Below are 18609 nucleotides of genomic sequence, written 5' to 3'. Positions count from 1 at the left end.
CGCGTCAGCCTGGCTTGCTGCTCGCTTTCGTGCACGGAGTGGAACTGGCTCAGAGGTTGATCTTCCCGTGTTCGCCCGGATCGACGTCGGGAGTCGTGCCGGTCAGTACGGCCTTGGCCATCTCGAACAGGCTGACCACCTTGCCGGCGCTGGAATCCCAGTACTCGGCGCTGCTGGAAACGACGCGCACCAGCACGACATGCGGATCATCCGGACCGTGCGGGTACCAGGCCTGGACCGCCGGGTTCCACATGGCCTTGATCTTGGCGCGGTCGACGATGCGCTCGGCGCGGCCGCTGACCGAGACATACACATGGTCTTCCGGCTCGGCGAAGCTGACGTTCACTTCCGGGCGCGACACGATGTCTTCCCACAGTTCGGTATCGGTGGACGTGTAGAACCACAGGTTGCCGTCGTTGTCGGTTTCCTGATTGGTCATCGGGCGGCTGATGAGGCGGCCCTGTTCATTGACGGTGGTGAACATGGCGAAGCGAATCGACTTGATCTTGGACCTGAGTTCAGCCACTTGATCGGAATGGGTAAATGCTGACATGGGCTTTTCCTTCACGCTGTTCTAGGTTATTAAGAAACTATATCGTAATCGCAATAGTCATGCGCTTCTGTGCGCAAGCGAACTTACCCCGCACGCTGGCGGCATCCACGGGTCAGAAGCGGTTCAACACATCAGCTCGAAAAACTTCCCATAGGTTCAATTACGCACATTGATGTGTATCAGTCTGCGCATTGAGCGCGCGCTGATACTGAAAAAAGACCAACAAGGAGCCAACGTGAGTATTTCCGGCGATGATCCAGTGACGACCGTGCAAGACCCACATGCCTCATTCATCGAGAGCCTGGGCGTCTTCACGCGCCAGCACCGGGCTGGCCACTGGTCGGGCACGTTTGCCCAGTTCATGGACCAGGTGCTGCCGCGCGCGCCGCATCAGGTTACGCGCAGCTCGCACCAATACATCTGGGACATGATCCGCGCCACCTGTACCGAAGCGGGCGACGGCCATTTCCGCTGCCGCCTGTTCGGCGAAGACCTGTTCGGCATCGACGACGCCATCGACCGGGTGGTCGACTACTTCAAGGCGGCCGCCGCCGGTTCCGAGGTCGGGCGCCGCCTGCTCTTGCTGCTCGGACCGCCCTCGGGCGGCAAGTCGACCCTGGTGATCCTGCTCAAGCGCGGGCTGGAAGAGTACAGCTACACCGACGACGGCGCGCTGTACGGCATCGGCGGCTGCCCGGTGCACGAATCGCCCCTGCACCTGGTGCCGCACACCATGCGCGCCAGTTGCCGCAACACCTACGGCATCGAGATCAGCGGCGAAGTCTGTCCGCATTGCCGCGCGCGGCTGGAAGACCAGTACGCCGGCGACTTCATGCAGATGCCGGTCGAACGCTTTTTCGTGTCCGAATCCGGGCGCAGCGGCATCGGCACGTATGCCCCGCACGACCCCACCACGGCCGATCTGGCCGATCTGGTCGGCTCGGTCGACCTGTCCAAGGTGGCGCAGTACGGCGACGAGGGCGATCCGCGCGCGTGGTCGTGGTCGGGCGCCGTGTACGCGGCCAGCCGCGGCGTGCTGGAAATGATCGAAATCCTCAAGGTCAAGCGCGAATTCCTGTACCTGCTGCTCACCCTCACCCAGGAAAAGAACGTCAAGGTGTCGCGCTTTCCGCTCATCTACCTCGACGAAACCATTCTGGCGCACACCAACCTGGCCGAGTTCCGCAAATTCCTGCAAGAGAGCGAAAACGAAGCGCTGCTCGACCGCATGGTCATCATCCAGGTTCCCTACACGCTCAACTACAAGGAGGAAGCGCGCATCTACAAAAAACTCATTTCTTCGGCGGCCCCGGCGTTTCGCGACGTGCACCTCGACCCGCATGTGCTGCACGCGGCGGCCGTGTTCGCCATTCTGAGCCGCATCCAGGACGGCGACGAGAAAGACGTGGAGCTGGTCAAGAAAGTGCGCATTCACGCCAACGAAGAAGTCGAAGGAGTGAACCGCGCCGATGTCCGGCGTGTCAAAGAAAAGGACAAGGCGCCGGACGAGGGCCTGGCCGGAGTCTCGCCTCGCTTCGTGATCAATGCACTGTCGAACGCGATCATTCAGTCCAACCGCAAGAGCCTGTCGACCATGGACGTACTGCTGGCATTGAAAGATGGCATCGAGAGCGATGCCCGCATCGATCCCAAGAAAAAACGCAAATGGGTCGACTACCTGGTGCTGACGCGCAAGGATTTTTACAACCGCTGGGTCAAGGAAGACGTCCACAAGGCGCTGTTCGTATCGTTCGAGCAGGAAGCCCAGGATTTGCTCAACAAGTATCTCGATGAGGTTGAAGCCATGCTCGACAACCGCCAGATCAAGGACCCGATCACCAATGAAGAGCGGCGGCCCGACGAACGGTTTTTGCGCGCGGTCGAGGAAAAGATCCATATTTCGGAGTCGGGCAAGCAATCGTTCCGGCAGGAAGTCGTGCGCAAGGCGATGGGCGCCTACAAGCGCGGCACCAGGTTCAGCCTGGAGAGCCATCTTCAACTGAATGACGCGGTACAACAATATCTGTTCGAACAGCGACGCGATGTGTTGCGGCTGGTCAGCTCGGCCAAGCGTCCCGATGACGATATCCGCACCAAGATTTCCGCCGTCGAGAAGCGGCTGGTCGATGAATACGGCTACGACAGCCACAGCGCGCGCGAAGCGCTCAACTACGTAACGACCTTGCTGGCACAAGAATAGCCGGGTCCTGGAGATATGGCGTGACGGCGACAATCAACACGGCGTGGTACGACCTGTTCTCGCGCGGAGCGCGCGACTGGCTGCGCCATAACGACAAGGTGCGTGACGCCGTGCACAGCCACCTGCCCGAGCTCATTGCCGGCCCCGACCTGATCACCGGTCCGCAGGACCGCACCGTCCAGGTGCCCGTGCGCTTGCTCGAACACGCCCGCTTCCGCCTCGCCGACAGCCGCAGCCAGACCGGCGCCGGCCAGGGCGTGGGCCAGCCCGGCGATGTGCTGCAGCCCGGTTTGCCGGAGCAGGCGGACGATGGCGGCACGCCGGGCGAAGGCGGCAACCAGGAAGGCGACGTGCGGCTGCTGCTCGAATTGCCGATCGACGACGTCATGGACTGGGTGTGGGAAGAACTGAAACTGCCCGAGCTCAAGCCGAGGAACAGCGCGCGCATCGACGAGGTGGAACTGGTGCGCGAGGGCTGGGACAAGCGCGGCGCCCGCTCGCGCCTGGACCGGCGCCGTACCGTCAAGGAAGCCATCAAGCGGCGTGCCGTGCAGGCCGATCCGGTGCCCTTCACGAACGACGACCTGCGCTTCCGGCAACTGGTGTCCCGGCAGCGTCCGAGTACCGGCGCGACCATCCTGTTCGTCATCGATGTTTCGGCCAGCATGAGCGAACACGAGCGCAAGCTCGCCAAGTCCTTCTTTTTCTTCGCGCTGCAAGGCATCCGGCGCCAGTATGCCCGGGTCGAGACGCGCTTCATCGCCCATACCACCCACGCCTGGGAATTTACCGAGAGCGAGTTCTTCCAAGTCACCGGCACCGGCGGCACGATGGCGTCGAGTGCCTTCCGCCTGGTGCTGGAACTGATTCGCACCGAGCTCGATCCCGCCCAGAACAATCTCTACATGTTCTACGCGTCCGATGGTGAAAATTTTACCGAAGACCGGACCGCGACCAGCACCGCCCTGACCGAACTGGGCAAGCTGTTGAACTACACCGGCTACATCGAAACGCTGCCTGGCGCGCCGCGCACGCTGGAAACCGAGATGCGGCGCCTGTGCAATGAGTTGCAACGGCGCGGCGTCGCCATCGGCAGCACCGTCCTCAGCAATCCGGACGATGTCTGGAGCGCGCTGCGCAAGTTCTTTGTCAGCGAAGGCGAGCACGCGGCAAAGGAGGCGGCGCCATGAGCGACGCCAGCGCCATTCTTGCCGACTACTCCGCGCGCCTGGAAGCGCTGGCGATCGAACTCGGCATGGATTTCTATCCGGTCAACTTCGATCTGGTGCCCAGCAATTTTATGGTCGAGATTGCTGTTTATGGTTTGCCTGTTCGCATGCGGCACTGGTCCTTTGGCGTGCGCTACATTCACCAGCTGGTGCGCCAGCACATGGGCCACTCGAAAATATTTGAAGTCATGTTCCCCGGCGACCCCTGCCATGCGTTCATGCTTGAACAAAACTCCCTGGCCGAGAACACGCTGGTCACCGCGCACGTGCTGGGCCACGCCGATTTCGCCAAGAATAATCAATTGTTTTCGCGCTTTATGGCGATGGCGGGCGGTCAGATTCTCGAGCAAAGCGCGGCCCGGGCGCATCGCCTCGAACGGGCGCTTGGCGCGCATGGGCAGGATCGGGTCGAAGCGGTGCTCGATGCCGCGCTCGCGCTCGAAACGCATATCGACATCAATCAAGCGCTGCACCGGCCACGCTATCCCGAATTCGTCACTCCGCGCACCGGTCCCGAGGTCAATCACTTCCACGACCGCTTCGCGCGCCTGCCCGGCGAGCATGTCGAACCCGCACGCAACGATCCGCCCCAGCGAACGCCACTGCCGCCCCAGCCCGAATACGACCTGCTGTGGTTCATCGCCCAGTATGCGCCCGAGATGGAAGACTGGGAACGCGACATTTTCCTGGCGGTGCGCGAGGAAGCCTATTACTTCCACCCGATCCATGCCTGCCAGATCATGAATGAGGGCTGGGCCTCGTACTGGCACGCCCGGCTGCTGCGCGAGGCAACGTTCCTGCCGCACGATCTGTACGTATCGGCGATCAAATCGCATTCGGACGTGGTGCGCCCGTTCGCCAGCGGCCAGCAGCTGGCGTTGTCGCTCAATCCGTACCACCTCGGTTTCTCATTGTGGGAACACATCATCGACAAGCACGGCCTGGAACAGGCGCGCCGGATTTGCCGCGAGGAAGATGACTTTGGCTTCGTGCGCAATTACCTGGACAAGGAACTGGCCGACAAGCTCGACCTGTTCGTCTATGAAACGCGCCAGGATGGCGACACCAGGATTGCCAGCCGCGACATTCACCAGATCCGCGAAGCGATTCTGGCGCCAAAATTCAACTATGGCGCGCCGTGCATCGCGGTCAGCCAGGTCGGGCCCGACGGCGCCCTGGCGCTGCACCACGATTACCTGCGCGACGGGCGTGGCCTCGAGCTGCCGCAGGCGGAAAAAGTGATGGACTACGTGAAAAGGGTATGGCGCCAGCCGGTGACCTTGCACACCGTCGACTTCCGCGGGGTGGTGCGTGTGCTGCCGGCACGAAAACTTTGACGATGAACGGGCCGCAGTGAGCGCGCCGCAATTGGGGTGCGGCCCGAGACGCCGGCCGAGCACAAGATGTGTACCGAGTCGACAGTTCCTGGCGTATCGTCCATCTGTGATCCGGCTACGCGCGTCCACTGCGGGTGGGCTGGGGTGACATTGCGTTCATGGTGTTGGCGCACCTGTATGGGCAACATACCATTCGAGCGCCTCATGCAAGCCGTCTTCCAGACGGTGCGTCGGTTGGTAGCCAAGCAGGCGCGCAGCTTTTGAGATATCGGCCTGCGAGTGGCGCACATCGCCCGCCCTGAAGGCGCCATATTCCGGCTGGTAGCCCTCCATGTGCGCAAATCGCTCGGCCAGCAGCGCACGCATCATGGCGAACAGTTCATTCAGGCTGGTGCGCGCGTTCACCGCCACGTTGTACACCTGATTCACGGCCGCCGGATCGTCCACCAGGCCGGCGAGCAGGTTCGCCTGCACCGCATTGTCGACAAAGCAAAAATCCCGGCTGCTGTCGCCATCGCCGTTGATGCGCAGCGGGCGGTTATGGATCATCGCATCGAACCACTGGGGAATGACGGCTGCGTACTCGCCTCGCGGGTCCTGGCGCGGGCCGAACACATTGAAGTAGCGCAGGCCGATCGCATCGGTACCGTAGCAGCGGGCAAACATCTCCGCATACACTTCATTGACGTGCTTGGTGAGCGCATACGGGGACAGCGGGCGGCCGATATGGTCTTCCACCTTGGGCAAGCCGGGATGGTCGCCATAGGTCGCGCTCGACGCCGCATACACGATGCGCCGCACGCCGGCGTCGCGCGCGGCCACCAGCATGTTCAGGAACCCGATCAGGTTGACGTCGCTGGTGAGGATCGGATCGGCGATCGAGCGGCCAACCGAACCGAGCGCCGCCTGATGCAGCACGATATCGACGCCCTGGCAGGCGCGCCGGCAACTGTCCAGACAGCGGATGTCGCCCTCGATGAAGTCGAAACGCGCCCACGCTTCGGCCGGCACGACGGCGCGCACCTGGGCGAGGTTGGCGCGATAGCCGGTCATCAGGTTGTCGAGCCCGGTGACCCGCTGGCCATGCCGGAGCAGCGTTTCCAGCAGATTGGACCCAACGAAACCGGCCACGCCGGTGATGAGCCAGTGGTGCGGCGTCTCGCGCAGACTGGCGAGGGCATGCTGGTAGCGGCTATTTACAGGGGTGCTCGGCATCAACGTCTCCAGACTGAGCAGACCGCGCCATCGCGGCGCGGCCTGCGGCGTACTGCGGCATCGCATCGGCCCCGGGGCCGGGGCCGGCACGACGCCAATAATCGGGAAACCGGCCAACCACGCCGGCAACAGCGGCACTCACGTTTGCACAATCGGACCTTGCAATGCAGTGCCCGGTCGCAACAAAACGGCGTCCAAAGAAATTCTACGGAGCACCGCCTGTCAACTTTTGATTTACAGCAACTTCACGCGGATCAGGCCGTCATTTGCACAAACGAAAAACGTTGATACCACACAAGGACTTGCCGTACCGACACCCTACCCTGTGAGGGATGCCAGTGCCCTGGCCCGTCAGGAGAATGTTATGTCCCACTCTTTATCCAGGTGGCCACGCCCCTTGGCCGCCACCGCCGTCGCCCTTGCCTTGCTGTTCGCCACCCTTCTCGGTGGCTGCAAAGAGACCGACCCTGCCGCCATGCTGAAGCAGGCCAAGGAGCTTCGCGCCAAGGGCGATGCGCGGGCGGCGGTCATCGTGCTCAAGAATGCAATCCAGAAAAATAGCGCCGACCGCGACGCGCGCCTGCTGCTGGGCGAGGTCTACCTGGAGCAAGCTGACGCCCCGTCTGCCGAAAAAGAGTTGCGGCGCGCGCGCGACCTCGGTGCGGCCCTTCCCGAACTTCCCCTGCTCATCGGCCAGACGCTGTTGATGCAGGGCCAGTATGAGCGCCTGCTGAGCGATGTCGATCCGGCAGCGCCGCCGGCCCAGCGTCCCGCGATCCTGGCCTTGCGCGGCCATGCCCTGCTGGGCACCGACGATCCCGCCAAAGCCACGGCGCTGTTCGCACAAGCGCTGTCGCTGCATCCCGACTTGCCGGACGCCCTGCTCGGCATGGCGCGCTTGGCCGTGGCCGGTAACCAGCATGACGAAGCGGCGCGGCTGATGCGACGCGCGCTTGCCGCCAATCCCGACAATATCGATTGCCTGCGCTTTCACGCCGACTTGCTGCGCGCTGCCGGCAAACCCGATCAGGCCCTGGCGGCGCACGAGCGCATTCTGGCAAAACGGCCGCACCACGTACAAGCCCGGCTGGACGTGGCCAATCTGCACCTCGATGCCGGCCGCTTCAGTGCAGCGCGCGAAGCCATTGCCGCGGCGCGCAAGGTGGCCGGCGCATCCCTGGCGGTCACTTACGCACAAGCCATGGTCGACTTCCGCGAGCAGAAACTGGCGGCGTCGCTGCAATCGGTGCAGCAAGTTTTGCGCGTTGCGCCCGACCACTACCCGGCAATTCTGCTGGCCGGCGCGGTGCAGTCGGCCTTGGGCGCGACCGGCCAGGCTGAACAGCATCTGCAGAAGTTTCTTGCGGCGTATCCGCGCCATGTGTATGCCACCAAGCTGATGAGCTCACTGCAAGTGCGCGCGAACGCGCCCCACGCCGCGCTCGACCTGCTCATGCCACTGCTTGCCGATCATCCAAACGACGTCGAACTGCTGACCCTGGCCGGCGAAGCGAGGCTGCGCGCGCGCGAGTTCGGCGCCGCGACCACCCTGTTCGAACAGGCCAGCGCCCTGCAGCCCAAGGTCGCCGGTTTGCGGACCTCGCTCGCGCTCAGCCGTCTGGGCAGCGGCGACACCGGCCGCGCCGTCGCCGAGCTGGAACGCGCCGCCGCGCTCGACGCCAACGCGCCCCGCGTCGGCATCCTGCTGGTCATGGCGCATCTGCGGGCGAAGAACACGGACAAAGCACTTGCCAGCGCGCAGGAAATGGAACGGCGCGACGACAATCCGCTGGTCCAGAACTTGAAAGGCGGCGTTTATCTGGCCCGCCGCGAAGCCACCCTGGCACGCGCCAGCTTCAACCGCGCGCTGGCGCTCGAACCTCTGTATCTGCCCGCGCTGGCCAACTTGGCGCAGCTCGACTTGACCGAGCGCAAACCGGCCGACGCCCGCAGGCGCTACGAAGCGGCACTCGCCAAAGCGCCGCGCAACCGCGCGCTGCTTGAAGCGCTGGCCGGACTGGCGCAACGCGAGGGAAAAACCGCCGATGCCGTCGCCTGGCTCGTACGCGCCCGCCAGATCGAACCCGACGCCCTGCCACTCGGATTGCGCCTTGCCGATCTGTATGCGCGGGCGGGCAACAAGGCCAAAGCGCTGCAGCTGGCGCGCACGCTGGAAACTGCCAATCCCTCCAGCCCCGAAGCCACTGCCATGCTGGCGCAGATTTACGTGCTCAACCAGGATCTGGGCGCAGCCCTCGACGCTTACTCGCGTCTCGCCGCACTGGTACCGGCCTCGCCCGTGCCGCTGGTCCGTATGGCAAGCCTGCAACTGGAACGGGGCGAGGATGACGCCGCCCTCACCTCCCTGCGCCAGTCGCTCACCATCGACCCGAACCTGTTCGATGCCCAGATGACCATGCTCAATATCTTGGTCAGGCAACAAAAATTTTCCGAAGCGCGCGCGCTGGCCCGTGATGTCCAGCAGCGCAAACCGGAATCGGCCAACGGCTACAAGCTCGAAGGCGACGCGCTCGCCGCCCAGGGCCAGCACGCCGCCGCGCTCGCTGCCTGGGAGCGCGCGTTCGAACGCAAGCCCGATGGCGCTCTGCTGATCCAGATACACGGTGCACTGAACAAACTCGGCCGCGCCGCCGACGCCGATGTGCGCATGGCCAACTGGTTCCGCGACCGGCCGTCCGATGTTCCGGCGCGGCTGTACTATGCCAGCAGCAAGCTCGTCGCGGGCAACTACAAGGCCGCCATCGGCCATCTGGAAGCCGTGCTCAAGGTCGAGCCGGACAATGTCATCGCGCTCAACGACCTCGCCTGGGCTTGTCAGCAGAGCGGCGACAGCCGCGCGCAAGCCTTCGCCGAGCGGGCTCACGCGCTGGCGCCGGGAAACCCTGCCGTGCTCGACACCCTGGGCTGGATCTACACCGAACGCGGCGATCTGGCGCGCGCCCTTCCCCTGTTGCAGAAGGCCAGCGCGCTGGCGCCCGCCGCCGGGAATATCCACTTCCATTTCAGCACGGCTCTGGCGCGCTCGGGCGACAAACGGGCTGCGCGGCGCGAGTTGGAGCGCTTGCTGGCGCAACCGCAGCGTTCAGCGCATCACGAACAGGCAGCCGCGCTGCTGCGCACGCTGTAGTCGCGGGCCATGCGCAGCCGGGCATGTCCGTGGTGCGACCTTACAAGGACCGGCAAGCTATCCGTTCAGCCGGCGCCGCCCGCCACCAGCCCCTTCGCGCGGCCCGGCTCGTAGCGTCCGGGGGCGATCAGCCCTTCCGGGTCAAGCGCTGCCTTGATCCGGGCCACGGTGTTCCAATACACATCGCCGCCCGGATCGAGCGCAGCCATTGACTGGTTGCCGACCCGATAAGGGATATAGCCAGCCTCCATCACGCTCTCGAACACTGCCCGGTAACACTCCTTCGCGCGCGCCACCTCGGCTGCATCCTCCTTGTCATAGGCAATCGTTAATACCGCGCCCAGCGCGCGTTCGTTAATCATGCTGAACGTGACGAACAAATCAAACCCGTGCGCGGCGAACAGCGGCTCGACCAGCGCGTGCAAGTCCAGCACATCCTTCCCGCGCATCGGCAGCACCGGCGAAATCCAGAGCATGCCGCAGTTATCCAGTGCCGGATCGGCCTTGTGCGGAAAGCCGGCCGGCAGCGCTTGGCGCCGACGCCAGTAAGCGCCGGCGAGAAAGCGTCCGTTCGGCTTGCCGCGATTCATGGCAAACAGCGCCTCGCCCAGGCCGACCTGTGCGCGCAGGCGCAAGCCCGCCCGCGACGATCCGAGTAGCCGCGCCATGGCAGCGCCCCAGCGCAGTTTGCGTTCGCTCAAGAACGCTGTCCGCGCGCGCGTGCCGCGCAAGGCCACCTTGATTGCCGCGCGGGCAGCCGCCACCTGCGCGGCACTTCCGTACAGCGCCCCCGACACCGTCCATGCGCCCACCGCCGCCGCCTCGCGCAAGCTGCCACGCACCGCCGGCGGCAGGCTGGACTGGTCCGGCGCCAGCGATCGGGGAAACACGCGGCCGCCCGAGATCACGCGCAAGTCATTGCCAATATGAACAATGCTGCGCAGCGTGCCGTTCATGCGCAGGGGGCGCAATGCATCGACCACAGGACCGATATCTTCATGTTCAGACATCGTGCACAGAAAATGGTTCACGCAGTCGGCGGCGGGCTGCAGCCAGATGCCGATGCGCGTGACGATGCCGAAATTCGATTGCGTGAACATCCCGTCCAGAAACGGCCCTACACCATAAGGAAACAGATGGGCCGCACGCGCCTGCGGATAGTGGCCGAAGCCGGTCGCCAGCACCTCGCCGCTGGCCAGCACGATGTGCATGCCGGATACGTGCTGCAGCCGGTTGCCGTACGGCGAGTGACCGAAGCCGCGTTCCAGGATATTGCCCATGAAGCTGGTGTCGGGGCCGGCACCGGTGCAATCGATCCACCAGTTCAGCTTTTCGCTGTGCAAATAATCCGACAACTGTTGCTGGGTCACGCCCGGTTCGATCACCGCGTAGCCGAGTTCGGCGTCAACCTCGACGATGCGGTTCATCCTGCCCAGGTCGACGATGAGCTGGGCGTCGCCTACCGCGCAGGCATCGCCGTAGCCCCAGTTGCACCCGGTGCTGAGCGGATACAGCGGCAGCGCGCGCGCCCCCGCCAGCCGCACCAGCGCCACCACCTCGGCCTGCGAGCCCGGGCGCACCACCGCCAGCGGCACGGTGCTGCGCGCGGCCGTGCTGCAGGTGTAGCGCCGCAGCGCGGCCGGGTCGTCGCTGGCGTGCTCGGCGCCGACGATGAGGCGCAGCGCCGCCAGCACGCCGCGCTTCCACCCGGAATCAGGCTGCTCGTGTCGGAATTTTTGCTCCTCAATAATACGCATCGCGGCCTCCGTTGGCGCGATACCCGCCGTTCAGGCGCGCGGTAATGCCGGGCTCGTCATGCTGCGGAAAGAAGTACGGATAGAAGGAGCGCTCCTCGCCATGCTGCTCCATCAGGCCGCCCCATTTGCGGATCTGCTCGCCCATCTCCGCCAGCGGCAGGCGCAGCAGCACGGCGGGCGCGCCGACCCGGTGGCACGGACGCTCGCTGCCGAAGTCGCTAAAGCCCAGCATGCGCTTGTAGAACATCACGTGGCGCGGATTGACCTCGATCACGTAATCGGTGAACCCGTGCAGCTTGTGCGAGTACAGATAAGAGATGTGGATCAGCGAGGCGAATACGCGCTTGGTCACGCCCTTGTCGATTGCCAGGCGCGACGGCTCGCACAGGCGCCGTCCCTGGCTGCGCAGCAGGTCGAGCTTGTCGCGAAAATTGTCATCGGCCGGCAGCCGGAATTCGCTGTCCAGGCACAGGCTCATGGTGCCGACCAGCACCCCGCCCGTCTCCGCATACAGGGTGACCTTGTGCGGGTCGTGATGCAGGCTGGGCTCGAAGGCATAGCCGCGCCAGCCGTACATCTTGCGGATCAGCAGGCTTGCGGCTTCGCGCCGTCCCGCCGAGTTGGCCAGGCGGATATGAAATTCCTGCATCGCCTGGCCCGGATCGGGCTCGGTCGCCGTGGCGACGCCCCCGTCCGGCTCGCGTAAGCCCGCCGGCATCTCGAACGTTGCAATCGGTAGCTCGTCTTGAAACATGGCTCTCTTTCCTTCCACGTGATCGTGCGTGCCGCCTGCCGGCCCGCGCGCAAAGTTGTGTAGGTCAGACAGGGCCATCCGTACGGAAGTTCACGCTGTCCCGCGCGCCATTGTTCTGCAACAAACGCGCGACGTCGGGAATTTTTGCAGGCCCGCCCGGAACCGCCGTAACTGCCGAGCTCGGAATCGCAAGTCGTTGATTTGATGAGTGAAATCGAGCTGGCACGCTTGCTGCATACAGGGTAGGCACGGCGGCGCCGCAAGCTGTCGACGCTTCCCCACTTCATCCCCACCGGAGAGTTCACTATGAAACTAGTCCCGACATCACTGTTGAAAAACGCGGCGATTGCCGGCCTTTGCCTGGCCGCCATGAACGGTGCGCGCGCCGATGCATTTGCCCAGGCCGTCCTCGTTGTCGACAATTTCCGCCTGCTCCATTCCAGCGGTGCTGCCTTCAAGTCGACGGATTTCACTATGCTCGACGGCACCAATTCGGCCCATGCCACCGCCTCCCTCGACGGCGTGGTGTTGGCCGCAAAACCGCAAAACCGCGGCATCCTCAGCGGCACCTCACCCGACGTCGCCCATCAGTTTGTCGGACTGCCCAATCCGCCCCGCGCCGAAAACAACTTCACCGCCTTTTCCGGCCCCCCGCCAGTGCCCGGCACCTTCGGCTACGCCGACCAGAACATGACCGGCAGCGCCATGACCATCGGCACGAAAGAAGCCGGCGTGCGCGCCGAAACGCGCGCCGACGCTTCCCTGGCTACCGATGGCGAGGCCGCCGGCGACTCCGACGTGGGCACCTCGACCTCGTTCAACTTCACCCTCGGCGTGGGCGAAACCATGACCATCGCCTTCGACGGCACCCCTTTCACCCAGGCCTATGCCAGCACCGGCGCCGGCATGGAGACCAATGCCATCGCGCGCCTGTCGTGGAGCATGAACATCATGAACATGAGTACCGGCCAGGTCGTGTTCGCCTATCAGCCGGGCGAACTGAACAGCTTTGGGAATGTCAGCCGCACCGACAGCTTCCCCGGCATGTCGACCTATAACCCGGGCAAGATGAGCTTCTCGGCGGTCACGCCCTGGCTCAACAAGGTCGATACCTACCAGCTGACGATCAACCAGACCACCCTGGCCAATGCGCTGCAGGACACGGTGGCGGTGCCCGAACCGGGCAGCCTGGCGATTTTCGGCCTCGGCCTGCTGGGCATGTCGCTGCTGGCACGCCGCCGCAAGTAAGCCGGACACGATGCAAACAAGAAGAAGATGGCTTGGTGGTCCGAAGCCATCGCAGGGTCCGCAACCGCTGCTGCGCCGTCCGCGCCGGCCTGGGATGCGGGCGCCGGATGCCCGGCGGGGACCCTGATGCACGGCTCGTTGGCAGCCTGCATTTTTCCGGTCAGGAGCGCTCCTGGCCGGGCTGTTTTTTCTTGCACGAGGGTGGCGCGGACATCCGCTTTTGCCGCCGTTGACGCGAATCAACGCGGCCGTGATCAGCAGAATCTTACTGTTTCCTCAGACATATAATCGAACGCGTAGTGAAGCTGGCAGGTGCCCTTCCGATCGCTGCCCGACTTACGGAGACCCACACGATATGGAGGACTTCATCAGCCAGATGCTGCTGCATGCAAGGGGCATCTGGAAATATCGCTGGCTCGCCGTGGGCGTCATGTGGGTGGTGGCGGGCGCGGGCTGGGTGGTCGTACTGCGCCTGCCGAACGACTACCAGAGTTCGGCGCGCGTGTTCGTCGACACCCAAAGCATCCTCAAGCCGCTGATGGCGGGCATGACTAGCATCCCGAACGTGCAGCAGCAGGTCTCGATCATGAGCCGCACCCTGCTCAGCCGCCCGAACCTGGAGCGCGTGCTGCGCATGGTCGACCTCGACGTTGACGCCACCACGCCGCGCCAGCGCGAAAGCCAGGTCGAGGAGCTGGCCGCGCGCCTGAAAATCACCGGCACCAGCACCAACGATATCTATTCGATCACGTACGGCGGCGATAATCCCAAGCAGGTGCACGACGTGGTGCAATCGCTGCTGACCATCTTCCTCGAAGGCAGCTTCAAGGGCAAGAAGGGCGATTCGCAGCAAGCCATCCGGTTCATCGACGACCAGATCAAGAACTACGAGCAGCGCCTGGTAGCGGCCGAAAACACGGTCAAGGAATTCAAGCTGCGCAACAGCGCCCTGCTGCCGCGCCAGGGCGTCGATTACAGCGCCCAGCTGGCCATCGCCAGCGACGCGCTCAGTACCGCGCGCATCGACCTGCTCGAAGCCGAACAGGCGCGCCTGGCGATCCAGGCCCGCATCAATGGCGATCCGCAGCCGGCCGGCGCCGCCGCGCGTGCGCGCACCATCGTCAATCCCGACATCGATGCGCGCATGGCCGCGATCAACAAAAATCTCGACACCCTGCGCCTGCAGTACACCGACCTGCACCCCGACGTGATCGCCGCGCGCCGCCTGCTGGCCCAGCTCGAAGCGCGCAAGATCGAGGAAAGCAAGCTGGCCGAGCGCGACGGCGACCCCGGCCGTTTCTACAGCCCCATGCTGCAGCAGCTCAAGGTGGCCCTGACCGAAGCGGATGCCAAGGTGGCCGCCATGCGCGTGCGCGTGCACGAATACAGCGTGCGCCACGACCGCCTGCAGGAGCAGAGCAACGCCGTGCCCGAAGTCGAATCGCAGCTGGCCCAGCTCAACCGCGACTATGAAATCAACAAAGATAACTACGAAAAACTGATCGCGCGGCGCGAGTCGGCCAAGCTGTCGGGCGACCTGAGTTCCTCGACCGAAATGATGACCTTCCGCATCATCGATCCGCCCACCATGCCGGTCGCCCCGGTCGGTCCCAACCGCCGCCTGTTCTACAGCGGCGTGCTGGTCATCGCCCTGTGCGCCGGGCTGGGCGTGGCGTTCCTGATCAGCCAGGTCCGTCCGACCTTCGTCAGCCCGAGCGCGCTGCGCGAAATCACCGGGCTCAATGTGATCGGCACGGTCTCGATGAGCTGGACCGATACCGAACGGCGCAAGCTGCGGCGCGGCCAGTACCTGCTCGGGCTGGCCTTCGCTGGCCTGCTGAGCGTGTACGGCGCGGTCATGCTATCCGGATTTCTTACGGGTTAACCTCAGGGAGTACAACGTGGACAGTTCCCTCATTGCGGCCGCCGCGCCGGCCGACGGCCATCCTGCGGAGCCGGCGCGCGACGTCGACATCAACCTGGCGCGCCTGCACCAGATGGGCATGGTCACCCACGATGGCGGGCGCACCAGCGTGGCCGAGGATTTCCGCATCATCAAGCGGCCCTTGCTGCGCAACGCGCGCGCGGCGGTCTCCGGCGGCGTGCGGCACGGCAACCTGATCGTCGTCACCAGCGCCCTGCCCGGCGAAGGCAAGACCTACTGCGCGATCAACCTGGCGATGAGCATCGCCATGGAAAAAGACCACACGGTGCTGCTGATCGACGCCGACGTGGCGCGGCCCTCGGTGCTGCGGGTGCTGGGTCTGGCGCCCGGACTGGGCTTGATGGATATTTTGCTGGGAAACGACCTGAGCCTGTCGGAAGTGATCCTCAAGACCAATATCCCGACCTTGAGCCTGCTGCCGGCGGGCCGCAACAACAAGCACGCCACCGAACTGCTGGCCAGCCATGCGATGAGCAAGCTGCTCTCCGAAATCGCCAGCCGCTATCCGGACCGGATCGTCATCTTCGATTCGCCGCCCTTGCTGCTGACCACCGAGGCGGGGGTGCTGGCGTCGCAAATGGGCCAGGTGGTGATGGTGGTCGAGTCGGAAACCACCACCCAGCGCCAGGTCAAGGATGCGCTGGCCCGGCTCGACAATTGCGCCCGCGTCGACCTCATTTGCAACAAGGCACGCGCCTTCCCGGGCGAGCACTACCACGGCTATTACGACTAGCAGCCGGTGGCGCCAGCCGTTGCCGGCGCTGGCATCCGGACCAGGCCGGTACCGTGCGGCCTGGCAGCGCGCCCGTCCCGATTCTCCCCGTTCGCCCGATCAACTTTTGCGGAGTCGACCATGACAACTTTCCTCGAACCACCCCGTCTCGTGGTGCACCTGATCCACCAGCTCGACATCGGCGGCCTCGAAAACGGCTTGATCAATCTGATCAAGCACATGCCGCCGGACCGCTACCGGCACGCCATCGTCTGCCTCAAGGATTATTCGGAGTATCACGCCCACATCAAGACGCGCGGGGTCGAGATCATCAGCCTGAACAAGCGCGAAGGCAAGGACTGGGGCCATTACCTGCGCCTGTTCCGCGCCCTGCGCGCCCTGCAGCCGGACCTGATCCATACGCGCAACCTGTGCGGCATCGAAGGCCAGCTGGTGGCCGCCCTGGCCGGGGTCAAGCTGCGTGTGCACGGCGAGCATGGCCGCGACATGAGCGACCTGTACGGCAAGCGCCTCAAGTACAAGCTGCTGCGCCGCCTGCTGCGCCCGCTGATCGGCCACTTCATCGCCGTCAGCGCCGACCTCGAGCACTGGCTGATCGACAGTGTCGGCGCCGAGCCGCAAAAGGTTTCGCAGATCGCCAACGGGGTCGACAGCATCCAGTTCCACCCGCGCCTGGGCCCGCCGGCCGCGGTCGGACCGGCCGGCTTCATGCAGGATAACGCCTTCGTCATCGGCAGCGTCGGCCGCATGGATGAAGTCAAGGATTACGGCACCCTGGTCGAAGCCTTCCTGCGCCTGATCGCCTCGCCGCACCCGGCGCACCAGCGCATGCGCCTCCTGATCGTGGGCGACGGCCCGCAGCGCGCCGCCTGTCTCGACACGCTCACCCGCGCCGGCGCCGCCCACCGTGCCTGGCTGCCGGGCGAGCGTACCGACATCGCCCAGCTGCTGCGCGCCATGGACCTGTTCGTGCTGCCCTCGCTGGCCGAAGGCAGTTCCAACACCATCCTCGAAGCCATGGCCAGCGGCCTGCCGGTGGTGGCCACCGCCGTGGGCGGCAATCCGGTGCTGGTGCATCCGGGCTTCACCGGCATTCTGGTGCCGCCCCGTTCGCCCGAGCTGATGGCGGCCGCCATCGCCGACTATTGCCGCATCCCCGACATGGGCGCGCGCCACGGCATGCGCGCGCGCAGCCACGTCATCGCCGACCATAGCCTGCCGGAAATGGCGCGCGGCTACCTGCGCGTGTACGACGCGCTGACCCATCCGCACGGACCGTGCCCGGGGCCGGCGCCGCATTCCTAGCGCGCCTCGGCTTGCCGCCTCGGTTTGCCGCCCCGGCCTAGACCAGCGCCGCCTGGCGCAGCGCGCCCGCGTCCGCGTAGCAGGCGGCCAGCTGGCGCGCCACCCGCTCCCAGGTGCAGCCGCGCACCAGCGCGCGCACCTGTTCGCGCGGCGGCGGCGACACCAAGAGGCGCAGCACCGCGCGCTGCTGCGCATCGGTATCGTTCCAGTCGACCCGCACCAGCGCGAAATCGCCGCCGGCCAGGCTGAAGGGCGTATCCTGCGCCATCAGCACCGGCGTGCCGGCCGCCAGCGCATCGAGCACCGCCAGCGGCGCGCCCTGCCCCTCGCCCGGCGGCAGGAACACCGACGCCCCCGCATACGTACTGGCCAGCATCGGCCCATCCTGGCGCAGCGCGCCCAAGCAAGTCACCCCGCGCACGGCGCGCAATTGGCGCAGGTAATCCTGATCGCGTTCGCCCGCCTCGCCCACCAGCACCAGCGGCAGCGACAGCGCGCCCATCGCCTGCGCCATCGCCAGCTGATTCTGGTACGGAGAAATGGGGCCGGCCATCAGCGCATACGGCCCGCTGATCCCGGTGCGCTTGCGAAACAGCTCGCCATCGGCCTCCAGCAGGGCTGAATTGACCCCGTTCGGCAGCACCCGCACCTTCCCGCCATCGATCAGGAATCCGGCCCCAATGGCCTGTTTCTCGGCCTCGCCCAGCGCCACGATCAGGCTGGCCTGCTGCAGCGCGCGCCGGGTGCGGGCATAGCCGGTCTGCACATTCCACGCTGTCAGGTTGCCCAGGCGGTGGTCGCCGGCGCGCGCGCTGGTGCCGCTGGCGCGGTCCCAGCCGGGCGAGATCAGCGGGGTGAGCACCACCGGCACGCCCTGCTCCGCGGCCGCGTCCACCAGCCGGTGGTTGCCCTGGGTGGCCGAAAACACATGGATCAGGTCGAAGTCGTCGAGCCGCGTGGCGTGCGGATTGATCACCTCCACCTCGACCGACGCGTCAGCCTGGGCGCCCAGCTGCACCAGCGCGCGGATGGTTTCGCGGACCTGTTGCTGAACGCCATCGTCGCGTTCGAACAGCATGGGATAAGACAAGATACCGATACGCATGCACGCCTCCGTTTGTCAAACATGGGCCGGGCCCCAGTGCATCAGCAACGCGGGCGGCATGAGAATGCTCAACAAGCCGC

13 protein-coding genes are annotated in these 18609 nt (G+C 65.1%); 8 read left to right on the top strand and 5 right to left on the bottom strand.

The window, feature by feature from the left end; all coding sequences use genetic code 11:
• Window positions 1–49: 49 nt before the first annotated feature.
• A complete protein-coding gene (locus tag CR152_RS23455) occupies window positions 50–553 on the bottom strand; it encodes a pyridoxamine 5'-phosphate oxidase family protein (RefSeq protein ID WP_099879016.1) in 504 nt (167 codons plus the stop codon).
• A gap of 235 nt (window positions 554–788) precedes the next feature.
• Between CR152_RS23455 and CR152_RS23450 the strand changes: the two genes are divergently transcribed.
• Genes CR152_RS23450 through CR152_RS23440 form a run of 3 tightly spaced genes read left to right on the top strand, consistent with a single transcriptional unit; the run spans window position 789 to window position 5319 of the window.
• The gene (locus CR152_RS23450) at window positions 789–2753 is read left to right on the top strand and encodes a serine protein kinase (protein WP_229413539.1); all 1965 of its coding nucleotides are present in this window, start codon (window positions 789–791) and stop codon (window positions 2751–2753) included.
• A gap of 20 nt (window positions 2754–2773) precedes the next feature.
• Complete coding sequence (locus tag CR152_RS23445) at window positions 2774–3943, top strand: DUF444 family protein (protein WP_099879012.1); 1170 nt, start codon at window positions 2774–2776, stop codon at window positions 3941–3943.
• The gene (locus tag CR152_RS23440; RefSeq protein WP_099879010.1) at window positions 3940–5319 is read left to right on the top strand and encodes a SpoVR family protein; all 1380 of its coding nucleotides are present in this window, start codon (window positions 3940–3942) and stop codon (window positions 5317–5319) included. The genes CR152_RS23445 and CR152_RS23440 overlap by 4 nt, the downstream gene beginning before the upstream one ends.
• 156 nt (window positions 5320–5475) lie before the next feature.
• Here the strand turns inward: CR152_RS23440 and CR152_RS23435 are convergent, their stop codons facing one another.
• Window positions 5476–6534: an SDR family oxidoreductase gene (locus CR152_RS23435; RefSeq protein WP_099879008.1), complete on the bottom strand. Its 1059-nt coding sequence runs from the start codon at window positions 6532–6534 to the stop codon at window positions 5476–5478.
• A gap of 364 nt (window positions 6535–6898) precedes the next feature.
• Here CR152_RS23435 and prsT point away from each other — a divergent pair, with 364 nt between their 5' ends.
• Window positions 6899–9682 (top strand): XrtA/PEP-CTERM system TPR-repeat protein PrsT, encoded by a 2784-nt coding sequence (gene prsT, locus CR152_RS23430; protein WP_099879006.1) that lies wholly within the window; start codon window positions 6899–6901, stop codon window positions 9680–9682.
• A 65-nt stretch (window positions 9683–9747) separates the two neighbouring features.
• Here prsT and CR152_RS23425 read toward each other — a convergent pair whose 3' ends face one another.
• Both CR152_RS23425 and CR152_RS23420 read right to left on the bottom strand, forming a co-directional pair.
• The gene (locus CR152_RS23425) at window positions 9748–11439 is read right to left on the bottom strand and encodes an FAD-binding oxidoreductase (protein WP_099879004.1); all 1692 of its coding nucleotides are present in this window, start codon (window positions 11437–11439) and stop codon (window positions 9748–9750) included.
• Complete coding sequence (locus tag CR152_RS23420; protein ID WP_099879002.1) at window positions 11426–12193, bottom strand: N-acyl amino acid synthase FeeM domain-containing protein; 768 nt, start codon at window positions 12191–12193, stop codon at window positions 11426–11428. Before CR152_RS23420 ends, CR152_RS23425 begins: the two co-directional genes overlap by 14 nt.
• A gap of 306 nt (window positions 12194–12499) precedes the next feature.
• Between CR152_RS23420 and CR152_RS23415 the strand changes: the two genes are divergently transcribed.
• The 4 genes from CR152_RS23415 (at window position 12500) to CR152_RS23400 (ending at window position 17424) form a co-directional block, all read left to right on the top strand.
• On the top strand, window positions 12500–13441 hold the full coding sequence (locus CR152_RS23415) for an EDSAP-1 family PEP-CTERM protein (protein WP_099879000.1): 942 nt from the start codon (window positions 12500–12502) through the stop codon (window positions 13439–13441).
• Between the two features lie 355 nt (window positions 13442–13796).
• Window positions 13797–15326 carry an XrtA system polysaccharide chain length determinant gene (locus CR152_RS23410; RefSeq protein WP_099878997.1) on the top strand — a complete coding sequence of 510 codons (1530 nt, stop codon included), beginning with the start codon at window positions 13797–13799 and terminating at the stop codon, window positions 15324–15326.
• Between the two features lie 16 nt (window positions 15327–15342).
• The gene (locus CR152_RS23405) at window positions 15343–16119 is read left to right on the top strand and encodes an XrtA-associated tyrosine autokinase (RefSeq protein ID WP_307718592.1); all 777 of its coding nucleotides are present in this window, start codon (window positions 15343–15345) and stop codon (window positions 16117–16119) included.
• A gap of 120 nt (window positions 16120–16239) precedes the next feature.
• Window positions 16240–17424, top strand: a complete 1185-nt coding sequence (locus CR152_RS23400) for a TIGR03088 family PEP-CTERM/XrtA system glycosyltransferase (protein ID WP_099878995.1) — start codon at window positions 16240–16242, stop codon at window positions 17422–17424.
• A gap of 37 nt (window positions 17425–17461) precedes the next feature.
• Here the strand turns inward: CR152_RS23400 and CR152_RS23395 are convergent, their stop codons facing one another.
• Window positions 17462–18529, bottom strand: a complete 1068-nt coding sequence (locus tag CR152_RS23395; RefSeq protein WP_229413537.1) for a glycosyltransferase family 4 protein — start codon at window positions 18527–18529, stop codon at window positions 17462–17464.
• Between the last annotated feature and the right edge of the window lie 80 nt (window positions 18530–18609).

The organism is Massilia violaceinigra, assembly GCF_002752675.1.
Classification (GTDB): Bacteria; Pseudomonadota; Gammaproteobacteria; order Burkholderiales; family Burkholderiaceae_D; genus Telluria_A; species Telluria_A violaceinigra.
This window is presented reverse-complemented; position numbering and strand designations above follow the sequence as displayed.